Origin of the sequence: Candidatus Sulfurimonas marisnigri (assembly GCF_015265475.1) — a bacterium.
Taxonomy (GTDB): domain Bacteria; phylum Campylobacterota; class Campylobacteria; order Campylobacterales; family Sulfurimonadaceae; genus Sulfurimonas; species Sulfurimonas marisnigri.
The window spans coordinates 190,851-208,231 of the sequence record NZ_CP054493.1; the positions used below are offsets into that span (position 1 = coordinate 190,851).

Sequence of the window (17,381 nt, forward strand, 5' to 3'; positions counted from 1 at the left end):
GTTAGTATGAAAAAAGTTTCTTTGTTGTTTGGTATACATATGCATCAGCCAGTAGATAATTTTGGCGAGGCAGTTGATGAAGCGATAGAGCTCTGTTATGGACCATTTTTTAAGACGATGGTTAAGTACCCTGATTTCAAATTTGCTGTGCATTGTAGTGGTTGGTTGCTGGACCAAATCCGCACTAAGCATCCAAAAATATTTAGCAATATGAGTAAATTGACTAAAAAAGGTGCTATTGAATGGGTAAGTGCTGGTTATTATGAACCGGTACTTAGTTCTATCCCCTCTCGTGATCGTCAAGCTCAGGTTAATAAGCTGAATGATTATATAAAAGAGCATCTAGATGCAACAGCAGAGGGTTTGTGGCTAACAGAGAGAGTGTGGGAATCATCAATAGTTCCAGACTTGCATAAAGTAGGAATAAATTACGCTATTGTTGATGATTATCACTTTTTAAGCAGCGGGTTTAGCGCATCAAAGATGGATGGATATTATATGACAGAAGAGGGTGGTTATCCTCTCGCACTTTTTCCTATTTCACAGTCACTTCGTTATGCACTTCCATTTTTTAGTGTAGAGCGTGCTATTGATGCGATACTTGATTGTTCTAAAGAAGAAGATTCTGCTGCTATTATATTTGACGATGCTGAAAAATTTGGACTATGGCCAAAGACGCATAAGTGGGTTTATGAGGAAAAATGGCTAAAAAGTTTTGTAGAAGCTGTTATAGCCCATGAAAATATTGAGACAATGCACTATAGTAAATATCTTACACAGAAGCACTCGCGAGGCCTCGCGTATCTTAATGATACATCCTATTTTGAAATGGGAGAGTGGAGTTTAAGCAGTGAGAATACTCTTGTACTAGAAGAGCTGAAATCACATGTTGGTAGTGAGTATATAGAGAAGATGGGTGTAGCTTTTATTAAAGGCGGTATCTGGAAAAATTTTTTTATTAAATACCATGAGAGCAATTATTTGCATAAACGGATGCTTTCTCACAGTGTTCAGCAGGAGAGTCTTAAAGCTTCCTCATTGGAGAGTCTCTATAAAATGCAGACAAACGATGTTTTTTGGCATGGTGTCTTTGGGGGTATATATCTCCCAAATTTACGCGATAATGCCTATCGACATTTACTAGAGATTGAACGTGAACAGGCTAAAAACAAGATTTCTTTTGAGCGTAAAGATATAGATATGGATGGGTATGATGAATTGAAAGTGTTAAGTAAATCACTCTCAACCGTTTTTTCAAGTCGCTGGGGCGGACAGATGATTGAGTTTGGTTCACTTGATAAGCTCTTTAACTGGCAAAATACACTTATGCGACGTAAAGAGGCATATCATGGAAAAATACTTAATCCAATAGAGAGTAAAGTAGCAAGCAGCGATGAAAATAGAGATGGGATTGAAACAATACATAATAGTTCTGAGGATATAGATGAGAGTCTAAAAGCTGAACTTATTTATGACTGGCACCCAAAACATTCATTTATAGACCATTTTACAGCTGAGCCTTTTGAGCTGGAGAGTTTTAGAACACTCTCGTTTTGTGAAGTTGGTGATTTTGCCAATAAACCATTTGAGCTAGATGTAAAAACCAATTCATTTAGGCGCAAAGGCGGTATCTATCTGGATAAGCACTATGTGAATGAAGTTGAAAAAATCTACACCTTTGATAATGAAAGTGTAACTTTAGACCTTATATGCAACAGTGAATATACCAAAAAATTATTTTACGCAATGGAGTGTAATTTTCATCTGGCTCACCCTCATCATGCTACACTTAATGGTCAAAAAGTTGAGGATGGATTGAGTATAAATGATATTGACACACTTACGATTGTAGATACTTTTACAGAAAAAAAGATTACTCTTACATGTAGCCAAAAGTGTAATTTACACGCTTATATTTTAAATACTGTCTCACAAAGTGAAAGCGGATTTGACACAGTTGCACAGCAGATATCTTTAATCTTTTCACTGGGGTTTGAGTCTAGCTTAAATATGCAAATAAATCTTGGAGTATCTAATGTCTGAAATCCGTCTTGATCGAATGCATAATCAGTATGTATTGATTGCACCAGAGCGACTTCGAAGACCAGACTTGCTTGCGCCCATAAAATTAAAAAAATTACATCAACGTTGTCCTTTTTGTGAGGGGAATGAAGTGCTAACTCCACCAGAGCTCTATGCCATGCGTGATAATTCACCAAATTCTGCAGGTTGGAAAACTCGTGTAATACCAAACTTATATAAAGCAGTGCAAATTGAGTTAGAAGATAAATCCAAAAGAGAGAGTATGTTTGAGTCAATTCCAGGTGTTGGGGCTCATGAGGTGTTAATTGACTCACCATGTCATGAGTGTGATATTGAAGAAGCTGACACACAAAGTATTGAAAATTGGCTAAGAAGTATGATAATACGCGTTGAAGATTTAAGGAATGATAATAGATTAGTACATATTAGTATCTTTAAAAACTTTGGTTCAGTAGCTGGGGCAACACAAGAACATCCACATACTCAAATATTGGCTTTGCCTATTATGCCGCAAAATGAGATAGTATTTTTAGAACGAAATATGAGATATTACCAAAGACATGGACGCGGAATGGTGGAAGATATCTTACAAAATGAGATATCTGCTAAAGATCGTATAGTCTCAGAAATAGGCAGTTTTGTAGCTTTTTGTCCATATGCCAGCAGTTTTCCTTTTGAGATTATGATTGCTCCAAAACGCAATATTTCATCTCTTGAGCTATGTACACGCGATGAGATTAGTGATTTGGCAGTGATTATTAAAGAGATTTTCCAAAAACTCTCAAAGCAACTTGGCAGTTTTAACTATAACCTTTATTTTCGTTTAGCACCACTAAACTCGAATTTTGAAAATGAGTCATATATGCCATACATGGATAAAAACTATCGCTTTACAATACGGATAACTCCACGTATCTACCGTATTGGCGGTTTCGAAATTGCTACAGGCATGGCGATAAATCCCGTTTCTCCCGAAGAGTGTGTAAAGCTATTTAATACTCAAGAATCTTTATGAAAATTCTTTTTGCTGCAAGTGAGATTTTCCCTTTTGCTAAAACTGGGGGTCTCGCAGATGTGGCTCAAGCACTACCACACTCTCTAAGTAAACATGTTGATATAGTTTGTGTTATGCCGCTGTATGACTTTATGGATAAATCATTATTGCAAAAAAGTGAACTTAGCTTTAGTGTAATATTAGGTGATATTACTCATCTTATCACTCTTTATACGAGTAATTATAAAGGCGTAACAACGTACTTTATTCAAACACCAATGTTAAGCGATTCCCAAGAGTTATATAGCAGCAGCAGTGGTTCATATGCTAACAATAATCCTAATTTTGGAATCTTTTGTGCCGCTATTGTTTTGTTGGCAAAAGAGCTACATGTAGATATAGTACATCTTAATGATTGGCATACTGCATTGGCCGCATTGTGGATAAAAGAGTCTGCGCCACAGATTAAAACTGTTTTCACAATTCATAATCTTGCTTATCAGGGGCTTTTTGATGCATCAATGCTAAAATATTTCGGTATAGATACAAAGTATTTTACAATGCAGGGGATAGAGTTTCATAATCAGCTTAGTTTTATAAAAGCGGGTATAGCTTACAGTGATATTGTTACAACCGTTAGCCCTCAGTATGCTAAAGAGATAATGAGTGAGAGATTTGGGTGCGGTCTTCACACTTTTTTACATACTCACAAAGAGAAAATATTTGGCATTATTAATGGTATAGATTTGGAGTTGTTTAACCCGCAAACAGATACAGCACTCAGAGCTACTTTTAGTTCAACAAATATAAACTCTAAATATCTTAATAAAAATGCACTTTTAAAAGAGCTTAGTCTTGAAATTTCTCAAAAACCTCTCTTTGTTATGGTTAGCAGATTAGCAGAGCAAAAAGGTTTTGATTTACTTATTGATTCCATAGAGCAGATACTAAAGAAAAATTTAATTTTAGTAATACAGGTTGATGGCGAAAACTCTTACAAACAAAAGCTTGTATCTATCGCCAAGAGATTTAAAAATTTATTTTTGCAATTTGGATACAACGAAGATAAGTCTCATCGTTTATACGCAGCAGGAGATTTTTTGCTAATGCCATCACTTTATGAGCCTTGCGGGCTGAGCCAGATGATAGCTATGCGCTATGGCGCAGTGCCAGTAGTTCATGGAGTTGGCGGTCTTCTTGATACCGTACATGAGAATCAGCAAAAGTGCGGAGAAGGTATTGTGTTTTCACACCCAACAGAAGATGCGCTTCTTGATGCAGTTGATAGGGCTTTAAAACTCGGAAACAATACCAAAGAGATGAAAAGAGTAATCGGCTTTAATATGGAGTGTGATTTCTCTTTTGATAAAAGTGCCCTATCATATATTCATCACTACAAGGAGCTGGTAGCATGAATTTAGCAATAGATGTTGGCGGTAGTAATCTTCGTGCTCAAATATGGGATGCAAATGTACATATTGACTCTATGACTACAAAAAGTAAGACCATTGGAGTTGCTGAGTGGATTGAGTCTATACTAAACAAACACAAGAGGATAAGCACTATAGGAATTGCTTATGCAGGGCAGGTCGAAGATGGATGTATAATCTCCGCACCAAATTTAAACATAGATAAAAAAGATATAAAAAGTTTTTTTGAGTCAAACTATGACGTCACTCTTAAGATAGAAAATGATTTAACATGTGCGGTAATGGCTGAAGCAAATTACCATAATAGTAAAAACATTTGTGCGCTGTATCTTGGAACAGGTCTTGGTCTTGGTGTTGTTGAATCAGGGAAAATTCTTAGAGGTTCTCATAACATAGCCGCTGAATTAGGACATATTCCATATAAAGAAGCACCGTTTAGATGTGGCTGTGGACGTTCTAATTGTATAGAGCTTTTTGCTTCTGGCATTGCTTTGAAAAATTGGGTACAACATTATGCGCTAGATTGCAACCCAAGTTTAAGTGAGCTAAAAAAAATATCTGAGGAAAGAATTACTGATACGTTTGAAGAGGCTCTTTTATATGCAAGTGCTACAGCTATTACTATTTTCAATCCCGATGTTTTAGTATTGGGTGGTGGCATAGTATCAGCAAATCCGTATCTTAAAGATTTAATAACTAAAAATATAGATAAATATGCTCTTCCTCAATCATTAAAAGATATAGAGATTTGCATAAGTAACATAGATGATGCACCGCTTCAAGGGGCACTTTTATTGAAGGATTATAATGATTAAGAAAAAATTGAATATTTTATTTGTGGCATCCGAAGTGGTTCCTTTTGCTAAAACAGGAGGGTTGGCTGATGTCTCTGGAGCTTTACCTAAAGCACTAGGTGAATTAGGTCACAACATTATTGTTGTGATGCCTCGTTATTACCAGGTTGATAAAGCTAAGCTGACTCACCTTGAAGGTGCTTTAGGTGTTCCAATGGGGCCAATTGGTGAGTTATGGGCAGGTATTTATACAGCACCTCTTCCTAACAGTAATGTCCCTGTTTATTTTATAGATTATGAAGAGTTTTTTGGACGTAAAGAACTTTACAATGATGATAATGAGCCTTTTAAAGATAATGATAATAGATTTATATTTCTCTCAAAAGCAGCACTCCAGCTTTGTAAAAAGTTGAATTTTGTACCAGATGTAATTCATGCAAATGATTGGCATACTGCTTCACTCCCACTACTGACTCAAACACGCTTTTGGCATGATTTTGGAAATGTTCCAACGGTGCTAACAGTTCATAACCTTCAACATCAAGGGAACTTCTACAAGGGTGCTATGGATGTTATGGAGTCTGGGTGGGATCACTTTGACCCAACAAGTTTTGAGAGCCTTGATAGTATAAATATGCTAAAAGGTGGAATTGCCTATGCAGATGCTGTTACAACTGTGTCTAAGCGCTACGCACAAGAGATTCAGACACCAGAGTTCGGTTTTGGATTAGAGCGTCATATCCAAGCACATTCAGGAAAACTTTTCGGTATTTTAAATGGAGTGGATTATGATGAATGGAATCCTTCTATAGATACTAAAATTGCTCAAACATTTGATGTAGATGATATGCAAGGGAAGGCTACATGTAAGCGTGCAATGCAAGAGTATTTTGGTCTTGAAATTAATGAGAATATACCACTAATCGGGTTTGTTGGACGCTTTGCAGAACAAAAAGGTATAGGTCTAATATCTGGGATACTCGATGGTCTAATGGAGCAAAATATTCAGATTATTATGCTTGGCGCTGGAGAAAAATGGGCAGAACGTTACTTTAGTGATGCAGCAGCAAGACATGGTGGTAAATTTGGTGTATATGTAGGTTATTCTGATGCTTTAGCTCACCAAATTGAAGCGGGGTGTGATTTCTTTTTAATGCCATCTCTTTTTGAGCCATGCGGTTTAAATCAAATATATAGTCTTCGCTATGGAACTCTTCCTATTGTTCGTGCTACCGGTGGGTTGGATGATACTATTGAAAACTTTGATGAAAACCATGAACATGGTAATGGCTTTAAGTTTGATTTACCTACTCATGAGGCGCTTTACTGGACTATACATTGGGCTGTAAGTATTTACAACAGTGATAAAAAAGCCTTTAAAGCAATGCAAAAACATGCAATGCAGATGCACTTCGGCTGGGATGATGCCGCTAAATCGTATGAAGATGTATATAGACATACTATTGCCAACCGTCGCAAACACTAAACTACTATAGGAGTAGACAATGACATATCCTATTTATTATGATATAAGCCGCTTTAGCACTCTTGATATTTATTTATTTAAAGAGGGAACACATGTAAAGCTTTATGAACGCTTAGGTGCTCATATGATGGAGAGAGAGGGACAAAACGGTACTTACTTTGCGCTATGGGCACCAAATGCCAATTGGGTAACAGTTCGAGGTGATTTTAATAATTATGATATAGATTCACATGCTCTAAGAGTTCGTGATGATGAGTCTGGAATTTGGGAAGGCTTTATTGAAAATGTAGAGCCGGGAACAACTTATAAGTATCATATCTCAACTGATGGTGATAATGCAAACCCAGATAAAGCTGACCCATACGCTTTTTATGCTGAGGTTGCTCCTAGTTCATCATCTCGAGTTTGGAATATAGATGACTATAAGTGGAATGATAAAGAATGGATGAAATCACGTTATAAAAAAAACTCTCATAAAGCACCTATCTCTATCTATGAAGTGCATCTAGGTTCATGGAGACGTAAGGTTGAAGAGTCAAATCGCCCTTTAACATATGCTGAGGCAGCTACAGAGTTGGCAGAGTATTTATGTGAGATGAACTTTACACATGTAGAGTTAATGCCCATTACTGAATTTCCTTTTGAAGGGTCGTGGGGTTATCAGGTTACTGGCTATTTCGCACCAACTGCACGTTATGGTACGCCACAAGATTTTATGAGTTTTGTTGATGTAATGCATGCTTATGGAATCGGGGTAATCCTTGACTGGGTCCCTTCACATTTTGTTACAGATGGGCATGGTCTTATGAACTTTGACGGCACATGTCTATATGAGCATGAAGATCCTCGTTTAGGCTATCATCCAGATTGGAAAAGTGCAATTTTTAACTATGAGCGTAATGAAGTTCGTGCATTTTTAATCAGTTCTGCAATGTTGTGGTTAGATAAATACCACATTGACGGTATCCGTGTTGATGCTGTTTCTTCTATGCTATATTTAGATTTTGCAAGAGAAGATGGTGAGTGGTTGGCAAATGAGCATGGAGGCAATGAAAATCTAGGCGCAATAAAGTTTCTAAGACAACTCAACACTAGTCTCTACGGTGAGTTTAGTGATATTATGACTTTTGCAGAAGAGGCTACAAACTTTCCTATGGTTAGTCGCCCTGTTAACGAGGGTGGTTTAGGGTTTGGTTACAAGTGGAATATGGGATGGATGCATGATTCATTAAAGTATATGAAAAATGACCCTATTCACCGCCAACATTACCATAACCAACTCACTTTTAGTTTTGTCTATATGTATAACGAAAACTATGCTCTACCGCTTAGTCACGATGAGGTTGTACACCTTAAAGGCTCTTTGATAAACAAAATGCCTGGAGACAATAACCAAAAATTTGCAAACCTGCGAGCTCTGTTTACCCTGATGATTGCCCACCCTGGAAAAAAACTGCTTTTTATGGGCGGGGAATTTGCCCAGTTTGGAGAGTGGAATTATAAGCAAAGTCTAGATTGGCACCTTCTTGAAAACCCACAAAACAAAGGTATGCAAACTCTTGTTAAGAGTCTTAATAAACTCTATAAAGAGGAGCCCTCTTTACATAAAAATGATGTGCAAGTCGAAGGTTTTGAGTGGATTGATGAAAATGATTATCAGGCTAATGTTATCTCATTTATTAGAAAAGGGAAGAAAAAAGATAAGCCTATTATTATCATTTGTAATTTTTCAGACAAGACACATGAAGGTTATCCTATCGGAGTTCCTAAAAAGGGAGTTTATAAAGAGATTTTCAACTCTCAATCAGCAGAGTTTGATGGTTGGAATATTACCAATGAAAACCCTATAAAAACGATAGCAAAAGAGCATCATGGACGTAAACATATGTTACATGTAACGCTTCCACCACTGGGTGTAATTTACCTTAAAGTAATTGATAAATAATTAAGTGATGTACAAAGAGGCTAGGAGTTCTTAGCCTCTTTGTAGAACTTCATAAGTCCTTTTTTAGATTTTGCATCAAGTTCGTAAGAGATATATTTTAGATAGTTTAAAATATCTTTTTGAGAGATATCCGTTCGCAGAGATGCCTGTTTTAAGATATATTGTGGAATTTTCACCTTTTGTTTTAGGAAATTATTTTGTATACTTTTGTAAAGTTTTTTATCTTTATGAAAACACAAAAGTGCGAAAACAAAGGGGAGATTGTATCTTTTGTACCACTCTCGCGCTAAGTCTACATGTGGCTTATTTTGCAGATAATATTTAAGAGCTTTATCTCCTATAATAACCTCTCCGTGAACATTTAAAACCTTAGCTAAGACATTTGAACTTGCTGATGCTGTGTCGTCAACACTATCTACATGTGGAATAACCAAAACACTTAAAACTTCTTTTTTTGCAATGATTCCCAAATCTACATGTAAATATTTTTTTGCACTTATACTAGAGATAAAAGCAGCATCTACTCTGCGTGAAATAAAATCTTTATTTATCTTTGAAGGAATACCACGTTTATAGTGCATACTCATGCTCTGTTGGCTACTTTTTGTAAATCGCTTCATAAACACATGAAATGGTAAAAGATTTAGATATTCTATTTTGCCAAAAACCACATTTTGCTCCAAAATTATATTATTGAAATTATACATGCCTTAGCTTATTTTGATATAATCGCACTAATAAATTAACTTTAAGGAATGCTAACATTTGGCATTATCCACGAAGAGTCGCCTCAGCGGCGTTAGCGAAGTAAAAGGGACATGTTCTTTTTACGGATAAATAAAGTAGGTAGTTTACTTTATTTTACTAGGTACCCCTTGAGGGTGTGAAATAAAATTAAGGAGATATTTTGGTAAGAGTAGAATTTTTAGGACCAATACAAAAAGAGCCTTTAGAGCTAGAGATAACAAATTTAAGCGAATTAGCAAAAATACTTCAAGACGATAAAGAGATGCAAAAGTGGTTGGAAAATTCAGCTGTAGCTGTAAATGACACACTAGTAAGCTCTCGTGACTTTACACTAAAAGATGGCGATAAAGTTTCACTGCTTCCACCAGTCTGCGGAGGTTGATAAGTGTTATATTTATATGACGGACCTTTAGATGTACCAACAATTTTAAAAGAGTGGTATGAACAAGAGGCTACAAGTAATTACGGAGCGTACATCCCTTTTGTTGGAACCGTTAGAAGCGAAGATGATATTGACGGATTAAGTTTTGATTTGTATGAACCTATTTTAAACTCTTGGTTCAAAGCTTGGCAAGAAAAAGCAGAGGCTAAAGGGGCTATTATAAAAATGGCTCACTCTAAGGGAGACGTAATGCTCCATGAATCATCTTACATAGCGGCAGTTTTCTCGCCAAAGCGCAGAGTCGCTTTGGAGTTTATAGATGAGTTTGTAGAGGATTTTAAAGCGTCTGCCCCTATATGGAAATATGACCTAAAAGGCGGAGAGAGAATATATGCTCTTGATCGCTCAACTGCTATAAATGGTAGCGGTTTATTAGCTTAAGCTAATAACTTTAGTCGTCACAGCGGCGTAAGCGGAGTTAAGGGACTTTGTTCCTTAATGGGATTAATATATGAAGGTTCCCTTCATTTTATGTAATAAAATTAAGGATAAATTAAAATGAGTCTTTTATCATACGAGACGAGCCAAAATATGTTAGATTTACTTGAGGTTAACTCAGCTAGACATGAAAATTTGCCACTGAGTTTTTCTCTTGGACGAGTTTTGGCAGAAGATATAGTTGCAGAGTATAATGATCCTCAGTTTCCAACAGCTTCAATGGACGGCTACGCTGTTATTCACGCTGATTTAGATTGTGATGGTATAAGCATACTAGGGAGTAACCCTGCAGGACATGCTGAGACAAGAGTTGTAAAGAGTGGAGAGTGCATCAAGACTTTTACAGGTTCTATGATGCCTAAAGGTGCAGATACACTTATTCAAATTGAGAATGTAACTGTAAATGATGGCAAAATTACAATAGATGAAAAAGTCCCTCTTGGCTCATCTGTTCGACCGATTGGCGAAGGGTATAAAGCCGGAGATGTACTTATTAAAAAAGGTACAAAGATTGGTTTTGCTCAGATTGGTGTTATGGCAGGACTCAATAAAGTAATGGTTAAAGTTGCACTCAAGCCCAGAGTAGCAGTAATATCTACAGGGAGTGAAATCTTAGACCTTGGCGTAAACAGCACTAATCCATCACAAATAAGAAGCTCAAACAACTATACTTTGTGTGCTCTTTTTGAACAGGCGGGAGCAGATGTTATCCAGCTTGGAACTGTTGGTGATGATAGAGATTCAATTATGAAAACATTTGAAAATGCCCTCTCGTGTGCTGATATATTGGTGAGTACAGGCGGAGTGAGTGTTGGAGACTATGATTTTGTTAAAGATATAGTGCCTCGCCTTGGTGCAGAAGTAATCTACAAGGGTGTAGCTATTAAACCGGGTAAGCATATCCTAGTGGCGCAAAGAGCAGACAAATTTGTTTTAGCACTTCCAGGTTTTGCATACTCTTCAACCGTAACATCAATTCTTTATGTACTTCCGCTAATAGCTAAAATGCTTGGACGTGACTCTGCTTATAAAACTGTAGAGGCAAAACTTAGTGAAGAGTTCAACAAAAGAAGCAAACTTACAGAGTTTACCGCCTGTAATGTAGTGGTAGAAGATGGTGAGTATTTTGTAAATTTTAAAAATAAGAAGGTTGGAAGTTCTGCGATACTTACTAACTTGTTAGATTCAAGTGCTTTAATGGTTGCAGGTGAAGAAGATGGTAATTTGTCAGAAGGTACTTTTGTAAATGTAATTTTACTGGATAGTTTTTAGTTTTATATTTATTTTACATTATATTGATATACTCGTTAAAAATATTTTATATTAAAGAGTTGAAAATGAAAAAATTTATTATTATAGTTACCATTTTTTTAGGTTTACTCAGAGCTGATGAAGATATATATAAGCTGGTTCTTGATGTAACTACCTCTGACATAGGAAAGTTTAAGCAGAGTGTCATAAGTGGTGTAGCGAAAAATAAAGCATACTATGAGGGTAAGTTTAAAGAGCTCGAAGTAGTAGCGGTTATCCATGGCGGCGCTTATAAATTCTTTTTAAAAGATGTAGCCTCTTCTAAATACAAAGAGGACAAAGAACTTATAAAAGAGCAAAAAGAGCTTGCCATAAGGGTTAAATCTCTTAGTGAGACATACAACGTAAAATTCTTAATCTGTAAATCTGGTATGGATAAGCACTTAATAAAAAAAGAAGATATGTATGATTTTGTGGAGCTTATACCAAATGCTATGATAGGACTGATTGATACCCAAAACAACGGTTCTGCTTATGTTCCAGTCAAGTAAATAATTCTTTACATGTTAAAAAAATTAGTACCAATATTTACTTTTGTTATTGTTGTCATAATACTACTAATTATCTATTTTAGAGATACGATTAAAGAGCAAAAAATTGACTACATCCTTGATAAATCTCTCCTAACACTAGAATCTCAGCTAAAAAATGAAAAAATAAACTCTTTAAATATCGCAATCTCATTGTCTAAAAATGAGGCTCTTATAAATGCTCTTGAAAATGATGATGAAGATTTAGGCTATGAAATCCTTTCAGATATTATGAATACAATCAAAGAAAATACAAATATAGTAATTAGAACGCAGATAATTACCACAGATTACAATATATTTTCTAGAAGTTGGGATAATACATATGCAGGTATGCCTTTGCAGGAGTATAGAACAGACCTGAAATATTTCCAAACGCACAAGACTCCTCGTACTTCTATAGAAGTGGGGAGAATGTTGAGTATTAAAACAACAGTTCCTGTATATAAAGATGAGACACTCCTTGGGTTTGTAGAAATAATTAGTTTTTTTGATTCAATTACTGATTTTTTTAAAAATATGGGTATTGATTTATATGTATTAATGGATGACAAGTATTTTGATATATCTGTTTTTATGCAAGAGAACGTTACCGTAGACAAGTATATACTTTCAAACAGAAACTACAATCATAACAATATTAAAATGCTCAATAATATAGATTTTAAAAAACTTAAAATAAACCGCATACTGCACAGAGGTGATAAGTATATATTTTATGAAAATATGAAAAATGGCGATGGGGAATCTATTGGTATGTTTCTCTTCGTTTTAGATAAAGAGTATTTAGAATATTTCAAAGAGCCAAAAGATGATGTATCTTTTCTTATAAACATGACTAGAAACAACCTATATGATATTATCAAAGAACATAATTATGAAGATGCTTTGAATGATAATATTGAAATAAAGTCACTTTTGTCATTAAGAGATATTATTTCAAAAGAGGATAAAAAAAAGTATTTGGAGATAGTTCAAAAAAAATTAGATAAATATTCTAAAGATGAACTAATACAAATAATTTTAGAACAAAAAATTATTAAAAAAGTTGACGGGAAAATAAGATGAGAATTTTACTGCTGGAAGATGAGTACTCGTTGAGAATGAGTATTAAAGAGTTTTTAGATGATTTAGAGTATGAGGTGGATGACTTCTCTGACGGATTAGAAGCTTACGATGCCATTTATTCCAAGTCATACGATATTCTGCTTTTAGATGTTAATGTTCCAACTATGAACGGATTTGATCTCTTAAAATCTATACGAAAAGATGGTAATAAAACACCTGCAATTTTTTTAACCTCCATGATAGATATGAATGATTTAAAAGAGGGGTATAAAAGAGGCTGTTGTGATTATATTCGTAAACCTTTTGATCTGCTTGAGCTAGAGCTTAGAATAAATCAGGCATATACCAGCCACTATCTTGATGATAGCGAAATTATCTCTTTAAATAGTGATATATCTTATGATATGACAAAAGGTAAGCTTACATGCAAGGAAGATGAGATAGTTCTTAGAAAAGCTGAAAAAGATATTTTAGAGCTTTTGATAAAACATAAGAACTCTGTTGTGTCAATGCAGATGTTTCAGGATGAAATATGGGGAGAGTATGTTGAACCGGCAACAATAAGAGTTCAGGTGAATAACTTAAAGCAAAAACTACCAGAGTCAATAGTGCAAAATCGAAGAGGGTTGGGGTATATAATTGAACGATGACGGATACGGACTAAAGTATGCATATATCTATACTGTCTTAATAACAATAATTCTTTTAGCACCACTGTTCTTTTACACTGTTCATATGAAAAATTTGTATGGCGTACAGAACGAACTGCATTTGAAAAATCAATCATATCTTGTTGTGCAGATGATGCAGGAGCATACTCAAGATGATGAATATTTTGAGTATCCGAGATTTCAAACATTTAAGTCGGGTCTTTACGATTATCAGCAAAAACCAATATTCTCTCTAATAGAAAAACCGATAAAATATTTTCTAGAGGGGTACCATGTTGATGATAAAGATGCATATCTTATAACAAAACTACCGGCAGGAAAGTATTTTGGTGCCGATTACTTAGTTATAAAAAACAGATTGTCATATTTTGAAGTTTATGAAAAGTCTATGTTTATTTTACTCTCAATAGCTATATTGGTTTTTGCTCTAAGCTTTCTTTTTTTAAATCGCTTTGCAAAACCTTTTAAGCAGGTAAATAAAAAACTGGATAATTTTATAAAAGACTCTATTCACGAGATCAATACCCCTCTGTCTATAATAAATGTAAATATTGACCTTTATAACAGAAAGCATACCCCTAACAAATATTTGCAAAGAATGAAAGCCGCAGCTAAAGTTCTGTCTAATATTTATAATGACATGGACTACCTTATTAAGTACGACAGATTGGATTTTGAAAAAGAGCCAATTAACATGGCGGAGTTTTTACAAGAGCGGATAGATTACTTCTTAGAAGTTGCTCAAATGAAAAATATTACACTCAGCAGTGATATTCAGGATAATATCTCTTTGTATATGAACACAAAACAGTTTCAAAGGGTGATTGATAACAATATTTCAAATGCAATCAAGTACTCTTATGAGAAAAGTACAATAGAGGTAAACTTATTTGTACAAGATGGTATTTGCTTTTTATCTTTTAAGGATTACGGTATCGGGATAGAGGATGTGGACAAAATATTTAACCGTTACTATCGTGAGAGTAACCAGACTGGCGGCTTTGGTATAGGTTTGAATATTGTCAAATCAATCATAGACAAGGCTGGTATTGAGCTTATTATTGACTCTACACCGAAAAAAGGGAGCACTTTCACATATAAGTTTCCTGCAGCAATTGTTACACTAAATTGAATTAAGTAACATTCTTTTTAAAAACTTCCCACATTTTATACAAATTTTACACTTAGCAGTTAAACTTACCACTGAAACAACTAAGGAGTAAGACAAATGAAGAAAACAATTATGGTGTCATTACTAGTTGGAGCTTCACTATTAGCTACTGATTACAGCAGTGTAATAGAGAGTCCAAACGCGAGTAAAATAATAGATAAAGATCTACTGGCGCCAGCAACAGTTTACACAATGCCTGCTGGATGTATATCAACCGACAAAGATGCTATTGCTAGAGGTGCTTTTATATTCCATAATCTAAATGGTGGAAAAGTTAAAGGGGATGCTCCTGCAGGTCTAAGTAAAAAAGATGAAAAAGGCAACAATAAGCAGTATGGTAACTGTGTAGCATGTCACAATATAGAAGACGCAGTAGGTGCTGGAAATATCGGTCCTGATTTAAGTAACTACAACGCTATGTTTATGGCAACAAATGTTAGAGACAACCAGTTTGTATATCAAAAGATTGCAGACCCTAGAGTTGACAATGCACAAACACACATGACAGTTAATTTAACTACTAAGTTATTCAACGAAAGAGAAATATGTGATATTACTTCATATATCGTATCTCCAAAATAATACAAGGAAATAAAAAATGCAAAGAAGAGACTTTTTTAAACAACTAGGTACGGTTGCAGCTGTTACTGCTGTTGCTCCAGCTATGAGTTTTGCAGCAGATGCTAAAAAAACAAAAGGGCCGAATGATTTTTCATATCAGCAAGCAGTTGAGGTTATAACAGGCGGTAAACCTGTTGTTGTATCTTCAAAAGTTGAGTTAAAAGTTCCAGAGATAGCTGAGAATGGTGCAGTTGTTCCTGTAACAGTAACAGTTGATAGCCCAATGACGGATTCTGATTATGTAAAAGCTATACATATTTTTGCAACTAAAAATGGTAACACTCGTTGTATTGATGTGTTTTTAACTCCTGATAACGGTAAGGCTATGTTTGCAACACGTATTAAACTTGGTCAAACTCAAGAAGTTGCAGCTTTAGTAGAGTTAAGCGATGGAACATTTTTAAGTGCTGCTCAAAGTGTAAAAGTTACTATCGGTGGATGTGGTTGATTTTAAACCAGTAGATAAATGTAAAGTTGTTATACCTCTTAAGAGGTTAGCTTTAGCGCCACAGCGGCTAGCATAGTCTGACTGGGTTCTTACTCAGATAGACGTATAAAACAGTAATAAAGGATAAAAAATGGGAAAAAGTCAAGCACTAATTAAGATTAAGCCAAAAAAATATAAAGATGGCGAAGTTGTTAAGGTAAGTTTTATGGTTATGCATCCTATGGAAACAGGATTACGTAAAGATAAAAAAACAAAACAAGTTATTCCTGCTCTATATATCAATGATGTAAAGTTTGAGTATAACGGTAAAGTAATCACTACAATGAAAGTATGGGAGACATTATCTGTAAATCCAGTATTTACAACATACATGAAGATTAACGGCAGCGGAGAGCTAAAAGTAACATATACTGACAGCAGCGGCGAAGTAAATGAAAAAAGTACAAAGATAAAGCCAAAAGGATAATCGATGAAAATAGCAACTAAAATAGTATTGTCAGTAGCACTTTTATCATCATTCTCTTTTGGTGGTGAACAGTTTGCTATGAGTGATGCTGACCGTGCAATGTATGCAGAGATGTTGGAGAATAATCCAGCAGATATAATGGTTGAAAGTGGTAGTGAATTACTAGGTGAAATTGGTGGAGATTCAGCTTTTGCTAAATACTTAGGTATGAGCGAAGATGAGTTACCAAAATATATAGCTGGCTTTCCCCGTTATGTAGAGAAGTTTGATATGGTTGTTGGAATAGACCAAGTACTTCAAGCTATGATGTTTGATGCAGGAAAAAAACCATATAAGTTAAAAAGCAAAGATATGTTTAATATGCTTGCATATGTAAAATCTTTAGCAAATGATGAAGCAATAAATATAGATGTAAATGCAAATAAACAAATGAAAGAAGCATTCGCTTTGGGTCAAAAAACATTTGATACTAAAAGAGGTGGCAGAGGTTTGGCATGTTTAAGTTGTCACAGTCCAGATGTTATTGGTTCTGTTTTAAGAACTCAGCCACTTCCGGATTTAGGTGCTCAAAATGCAGGTGGTACTTGGCCGGCATACAGAATGACTAAGTCATCTTTAAGAACACTTCAGCGCCGTTTTCAAGGGTGTATGAAAAATGCACTTTTAGCTGTTATTCCAATCGGTTCACCTGAGATGGTTGCACTTGAAGTTTATATTACAGATAAAGCAAAAGGTAAAACTATTGCTATACCTGGTTTAAAAAGATAGGGATGCAT

At 35.2% G+C, this 17,381-nt stretch carries 18 protein-coding genes; 17 read left to right on the forward strand and 1 reads right to left on the reverse strand.

Going from position 1 to position 17,381, the window contains the following annotated elements; translation table 11 throughout:
* Positions 1 to 6: 6 nt before the first annotated feature.
* From HUE87_RS00965 to glgB, 6 genes are read left to right on the forward strand one after another with little or no spacing between them, the layout of a single operon-like run.
* Positions 7 to 2,043: an alpha-amylase/4-alpha-glucanotransferase domain-containing protein gene (locus tag HUE87_RS00965; RefSeq protein WP_194366892.1), complete on the forward strand. Its 2,037-nt coding sequence runs from the start codon at positions 7 to 9 to the stop codon at positions 2,041 to 2,043.
* The gene (gene galT / locus HUE87_RS00970; protein ID WP_194366893.1) at positions 2,036 to 3,058 is read left to right on the forward strand and encodes a galactose-1-phosphate uridylyltransferase; all 1,023 of its coding nucleotides are present in this window, start codon (positions 2,036 to 2,038) and stop codon (positions 3,056 to 3,058) included. The genes HUE87_RS00965 and galT overlap by 8 nt, the downstream gene beginning before the upstream one ends.
* The gene (locus tag HUE87_RS00975; RefSeq protein ID WP_194366894.1) at positions 3,055 to 4,452 is read left to right on the forward strand and encodes a glycogen synthase; all 1,398 of its coding nucleotides are present in this window, start codon (positions 3,055 to 3,057) and stop codon (positions 4,450 to 4,452) included. The genes galT and HUE87_RS00975 overlap by 4 nt, the downstream gene beginning before the upstream one ends.
* On the forward strand, positions 4,449 to 5,282 hold the full coding sequence (locus tag HUE87_RS00980; RefSeq protein WP_194366895.1) for an ROK family protein: 834 nt from the start codon (positions 4,449 to 4,451) through the stop codon (positions 5,280 to 5,282). Before HUE87_RS00975 ends, HUE87_RS00980 begins: the two co-directional genes overlap by 4 nt.
* A complete protein-coding gene (glgA, locus tag HUE87_RS00985) occupies positions 5,275 to 6,747 on the forward strand; it encodes a glycogen synthase GlgA (protein ID WP_194366896.1) in 1,473 nt (490 codons plus the stop codon). Before HUE87_RS00980 ends, glgA begins: the two co-directional genes overlap by 8 nt.
* A 19-nt stretch (positions 6,748 to 6,766) precedes the next feature.
* Entirely contained in the window at positions 6,767 to 8,692 is a 1,926-nt protein-coding gene (glgB, locus tag HUE87_RS00990) for a 1,4-alpha-glucan branching protein GlgB (RefSeq protein ID WP_194366897.1), read from the forward strand.
* A gap of 20 nt (positions 8,693 to 8,712) precedes the next feature.
* Here the strand turns inward: glgB and HUE87_RS00995 are convergent, their stop codons facing one another.
* Positions 8,713 to 9,363 (reverse strand): MqnA/MqnD/SBP family protein, encoded by a 651-nt coding sequence (locus tag HUE87_RS00995; protein WP_194367867.1) that lies wholly within the window; start codon positions 9,361 to 9,363, stop codon positions 8,713 to 8,715.
* 236 nt (positions 9,364 to 9,599) lie between these two features.
* On the opposite strand from HUE87_RS00995, the gene HUE87_RS01000 reads away from it, so the two are divergent.
* From HUE87_RS01000 to soxA, 11 genes are all read left to right on the forward strand, one after another.
* Positions 9,600 to 9,821, forward strand: a complete 222-nt coding sequence (locus HUE87_RS01000) for a MoaD/ThiS family protein (protein WP_194366898.1) — start codon at positions 9,600 to 9,602, stop codon at positions 9,819 to 9,821.
* A gap of 3 nt (positions 9,822 to 9,824) precedes the next feature.
* Positions 9,825 to 10,262 carry a molybdopterin synthase catalytic subunit gene (locus HUE87_RS01005; RefSeq protein ID WP_194366899.1) on the forward strand — a complete coding sequence of 146 codons (438 nt, stop codon included), beginning with the start codon at positions 9,825 to 9,827 and terminating at the stop codon, positions 10,260 to 10,262.
* Between the two features lie 117 nt (positions 10,263 to 10,379).
* Complete coding sequence (locus HUE87_RS01010; protein WP_194366900.1) at positions 10,380 to 11,591, forward strand: molybdopterin molybdotransferase MoeA; 1,212 nt, start codon at positions 10,380 to 10,382, stop codon at positions 11,589 to 11,591.
* Between the two features lie 65 nt (positions 11,592 to 11,656).
* Positions 11,657 to 12,121, forward strand: coding sequence for a DsrE family protein (locus HUE87_RS01015; RefSeq protein ID WP_194366901.1), 465 nt, complete (start codon positions 11,657 to 11,659; stop codon positions 12,119 to 12,121).
* A 12-nt stretch (positions 12,122 to 12,133) separates the two neighbouring features.
* A complete protein-coding gene (locus tag HUE87_RS01020) occupies positions 12,134 to 13,228 on the forward strand; it encodes a cache domain-containing protein (RefSeq protein WP_194366902.1) in 1,095 nt (364 codons plus the stop codon).
* On the forward strand, positions 13,225 to 13,878 hold the full coding sequence (locus HUE87_RS01025; RefSeq protein ID WP_194366903.1) for a response regulator transcription factor: 654 nt from the start codon (positions 13,225 to 13,227) through the stop codon (positions 13,876 to 13,878). Before HUE87_RS01020 ends, HUE87_RS01025 begins: the two co-directional genes overlap by 4 nt.
* The gene (locus tag HUE87_RS01030; protein WP_194366904.1) at positions 13,868 to 15,031 is read left to right on the forward strand and encodes a sensor histidine kinase; all 1,164 of its coding nucleotides are present in this window, start codon (positions 13,868 to 13,870) and stop codon (positions 15,029 to 15,031) included. The genes HUE87_RS01025 and HUE87_RS01030 overlap by 11 nt, the downstream gene beginning before the upstream one ends.
* A gap of 96 nt (positions 15,032 to 15,127) precedes the next feature.
* Complete coding sequence (gene soxX, locus HUE87_RS01035; RefSeq protein ID WP_194366905.1) at positions 15,128 to 15,652, forward strand: sulfur oxidation c-type cytochrome SoxX; 525 nt, start codon at positions 15,128 to 15,130, stop codon at positions 15,650 to 15,652.
* Positions 15,653 to 15,668: 16 nt separating this feature from the next.
* Positions 15,669 to 16,139 (forward strand): thiosulfate oxidation carrier protein SoxY, encoded by a 471-nt coding sequence (gene soxY, locus HUE87_RS01040; RefSeq protein ID WP_194366906.1) that lies wholly within the window; start codon positions 15,669 to 15,671, stop codon positions 16,137 to 16,139.
* A 130-nt stretch (positions 16,140 to 16,269) separates the two neighbouring features.
* Complete coding sequence (soxZ, locus tag HUE87_RS01045) at positions 16,270 to 16,605, forward strand: thiosulfate oxidation carrier complex protein SoxZ (protein ID WP_194366907.1); 336 nt, start codon at positions 16,270 to 16,272, stop codon at positions 16,603 to 16,605.
* Positions 16,606 to 16,608: 3 nt separating this feature from the next.
* Positions 16,609 to 17,373: a sulfur oxidation c-type cytochrome SoxA gene (soxA, locus tag HUE87_RS01050; protein ID WP_194366908.1), complete on the forward strand. Its 765-nt coding sequence runs from the start codon at positions 16,609 to 16,611 to the stop codon at positions 17,371 to 17,373.
* The last annotated feature ends 8 nt before the right edge of the window (positions 17,374 to 17,381 follow it).

Bases quoted from the DNA above. Each gene is read 5' to 3' on its own strand.
- glgB (WP_194366897.1), top strand. From the start codon at position 6,767: ATGACATATCCTATTTATTATGATATAAGCCGCTTTAGCACTCTTGAT.
- soxX (WP_194366905.1), top strand. From the start codon at position 15,128: ATGAAGAAAACAATTATGGTGTCATTACTAGTTGGAGCTTCACTATTA.
- HUE87_RS00980 (WP_194366895.1), top strand. From the start codon at position 4,449: ATGAATTTAGCAATAGATGTTGGCGGTAGTAATCTTCGTGCTCAAATA.
- glgA (WP_194366896.1), top strand. From the start codon at position 5,275: ATGATTAAGAAAAAATTGAATATTTTATTTGTGGCATCCGAAGTGGTT.
- galT (WP_194366893.1), top strand. From the start codon at position 2,036: ATGTCTGAAATCCGTCTTGATCGAATGCATAATCAGTATGTATTGATT.
- soxZ (WP_194366907.1), top strand. From the start codon at position 16,270: ATGGGAAAAAGTCAAGCACTAATTAAGATTAAGCCAAAAAAATATAAA.
- HUE87_RS00975 (WP_194366894.1), top strand. From the start codon at position 3,055: ATGAAAATTCTTTTTGCTGCAAGTGAGATTTTCCCTTTTGCTAAAACT.
- soxA (WP_194366908.1), top strand. From the start codon at position 16,609: ATGAAAATAGCAACTAAAATAGTATTGTCAGTAGCACTTTTATCATCA.
- soxY (WP_194366906.1), top strand. From the start codon at position 15,669: ATGCAAAGAAGAGACTTTTTTAAACAACTAGGTACGGTTGCAGCTGTT.
- HUE87_RS01015 (WP_194366901.1), top strand. From the start codon at position 11,657: ATGAAAAAATTTATTATTATAGTTACCATTTTTTTAGGTTTACTCAGA.
- HUE87_RS01020 (WP_194366902.1), top strand. From the start codon at position 12,134: ATGTTAAAAAAATTAGTACCAATATTTACTTTTGTTATTGTTGTCATA.
- HUE87_RS00965 (WP_194366892.1), top strand. From the start codon at position 7: ATGAAAAAAGTTTCTTTGTTGTTTGGTATACATATGCATCAGCCAGTA.
- HUE87_RS01025 (WP_194366903.1), top strand. From the start codon at position 13,225: ATGAGAATTTTACTGCTGGAAGATGAGTACTCGTTGAGAATGAGTATT.
- HUE87_RS01010 (WP_194366900.1), top strand. From the start codon at position 10,380: ATGAGTCTTTTATCATACGAGACGAGCCAAAATATGTTAGATTTACTT.